The 2,525-nt window shown below is 61.7% G+C and carries 2 protein-coding genes; both read right to left on the minus strand.

The features are described 5' to 3' along the window. Positions 1-30: 30 nt before the first annotated feature. Positions 31-2,100: a recombinase family protein gene (locus F6X42_RS42235; RefSeq protein ID WP_187639680.1), complete on the minus strand. Its 2,070-nt coding sequence runs from the start codon at positions 2,098-2,100 to the stop codon at positions 31-33. Beyond that, the gene (locus tag F6X42_RS42240) at positions 2,093-2,284 is read right to left on the minus strand and encodes a hypothetical protein (protein WP_187639681.1); all 192 of its coding nucleotides are present in this window, start codon (positions 2,282-2,284) and stop codon (positions 2,093-2,095) included. The genes F6X42_RS42235 and F6X42_RS42240 overlap by 8 nt, the downstream gene beginning before the upstream one ends. Between the last annotated feature and the right edge of the window lie 241 nt (positions 2,285-2,525).

The raw sequence follows: 2,525 nt of genomic DNA on the forward strand, positions 1-2,525 counted from the left end.
TACAAGTGCGTTTCATACTGCCCAACCTCGCTATGTTGTTGATAAATCTAGAGAGCCCTGTTGTGTCGTTGGTATTGTGGGGTGTCCACGCCGTGCGCGAGCCCGTCCGACGAGTTCGGTAACTGCGTCCCCGGTCAGCGAATTGCGATTGAAGATCCATGGCCCGTTGGGTAACGGATGTTCGGCTGGGATCTTGTTGCGCTCAACTGCGAGCCTGAGCGTTCCGGGGCTCACACCGATGAACGCCGATGCCTCGGTCAACGTCATCCATCCTTCAGCAGCACGTCGTTCGCTCGAATAGACCGGGATCTGATGGTGGCTGCGCAACGCGGTGACTCGCTCCTGGGTCCAGAAGTTACCCCGGCCGGTTCGCAGGTCATTGCGATTGAGTACGCCGGCGATCACCAGATCCGGACAGATACGGACAAGCTGGCGCACGGCATCAATTGCTTCACGTGACGTATGCGTAGTGTTCTCTCCGCGGCGCCGCCGCGGCACGCGAATCTCGGTATGTACTCCGCCCTTCCAGTGAATGACGAGCACGATTTCGCTCGTTGCGTCGTCAACGTCAACGACGACTTCGTGGATCAGGGTGCGCACTATGCGCTTCTTCAGGCGGGCGTCGGCCTGCGGCCAGATCGATTCCAATGCAGTGGCAAGATCGGCAAACTCCTCTGGCTGGGTAGGCGGTATCTGGCCGGATGTGCGCGACTGTTGCTCGATACGCGATTCCAGTTCCTCTACGCGTAGTAGCGCATGATTCCAGCGCCGCTCCAGTTCGTCGGCGACGAGCCGGTTCTCGGGGTCAGCAGCATCGTACTGTTTCTGCGCGCGTTGCGCGGCGTAGCGTGCAGCCTGAAGATCCCGCTGCAACGCGGCCAGCACTTCGTCCTGCTTCAGGGTCTCTTCTTCGCGCGCCACGATTGCTGCCTCAATTGCCGCCGGTTGAACGACCTGCAAGACCGCCTCGGCGATGGCCGCGTCCGCGCGTGTGCCACCGAACGCAATACAACGCGGTTGCCCCTTGTCCATCCAGCCGCGATGACAGCTATAGCGCAAGGCGTCGTGCCTGTTACCCGTGTAGTGTAGCGTCAGCTTGCTCGCGCAGCGCCTGCAGCGCAATAGTCCCGCCAGCAGGGCCTCACCGTTCTTCGGGGCGCCAGCGTGTCCGGCCAGACGCAGGTTGCCGCTAATGGCACACTGGATCCGTTCGAATTCGTCCCAGTCAACGTACCCTTCGTGGGCATTCGGAATGAGCGCAAGCCACTGATCCCGTGGTTTGCGGCGATCACGTTTGCGTGGTTCCCCAGCCTCGTAATGGATCGCGCATTCGGTTTTGCCATAGGCATACGTGCCACCGTAGATCGGGTTGGTCAGGATCCGGTACACCGTGCCGTAGCTCGGCCGTTTCCATTGGATTTCGCCGCGCGGCATGCATGCCGGCAACTGCAGGCCGTGCTCCAGGAACCATAACAACGTCTGACGCACCGAACCAATCGCGCCGAACTGGCGGAATACTGAGCGGATGGCGTCCTGCACGCGCAAATCCGGATCCTTCTCCAGGCGCTGGTCTTCGGTCTTGCAGTAACCCACCGGCGCCGCGACAATGAGTTCGCCGCGTTTGGCCTTCTCCCGACGAGCTTCGAGCGAACGCTGACGCAACAGATCCAGCTCGTATTCGTTCAGGCTGCCCTTCAAGCCGAGCAGCAAACGATCGTTGCTCTGCCGCGGTGAGTAGACGGTCTCCTGATCGACGAGCACCGTGTCGACGACGCGGCACACCTCAACCAGTTGCTGCCACTCGCGACTGTTGCGCGCGAATCGTGAAACCTCGCGAGCGGCAACTGCGCCGACGTGCCCAAGACAGACCTCTGCGACCATCCGTTCGAAGCCCGTGCGCGTTTGCGTTCCGGCCGCAGAGCGTCCCAGATCCTCGTCGATCACCTCGATCTCGTTCCAGCCCAACTGATGCAGACGATCCTGCATCGCATACTGCAGCTTCTGGCTCTCCAGATTGTGGCTGACCTGGTAGGCCGACGACTGGCGCACGTACAGCATGGCCTTGCGCGCCAGATGCTGCGCCCGAATCTTGTCACTCATCGCGCACCTCCGGCTCGTGTACGGCGGCGAGCAGCCCGCGACGGTGTTGCCGCAGCAGCTGCGCCAGCAAACGCACCGTCTGCTGCCGGACCTCTTGCGGCAGGTGCTCCCATTGTGGTGTCTTCGGAAAGAGACGGAACAGGTCGAGTTGACCGCCCGGTTGGGGGTTTGTCTGGCGTCGCATCAGCACCTCCTGTACGGAGCAAAGGATGGTGCTCGGCTTGTACCATACCGCGCGGCGTGGCAGCAGGCGCCTGCGCCAACAGGTACTTCAGTTCCCTCAATGCTTCACAGCTGACGGCGGGAGACGTTGCCGAGGTAATGCGACAGCAGGCAACGGGATCGAACATCCATTGCGGCACCTCCAGCAAGCCCGCCGTGTCGAACGGCTCTCGCCCACAGCGCAGCACTGACTCGGCGTTCTT

Source organism: Paraburkholderia podalyriae, assembly GCF_014397785.1.
Classification (GTDB): domain Bacteria; phylum Pseudomonadota; class Gammaproteobacteria; order Burkholderiales; family Burkholderiaceae; genus Paraburkholderia; species Paraburkholderia podalyriae.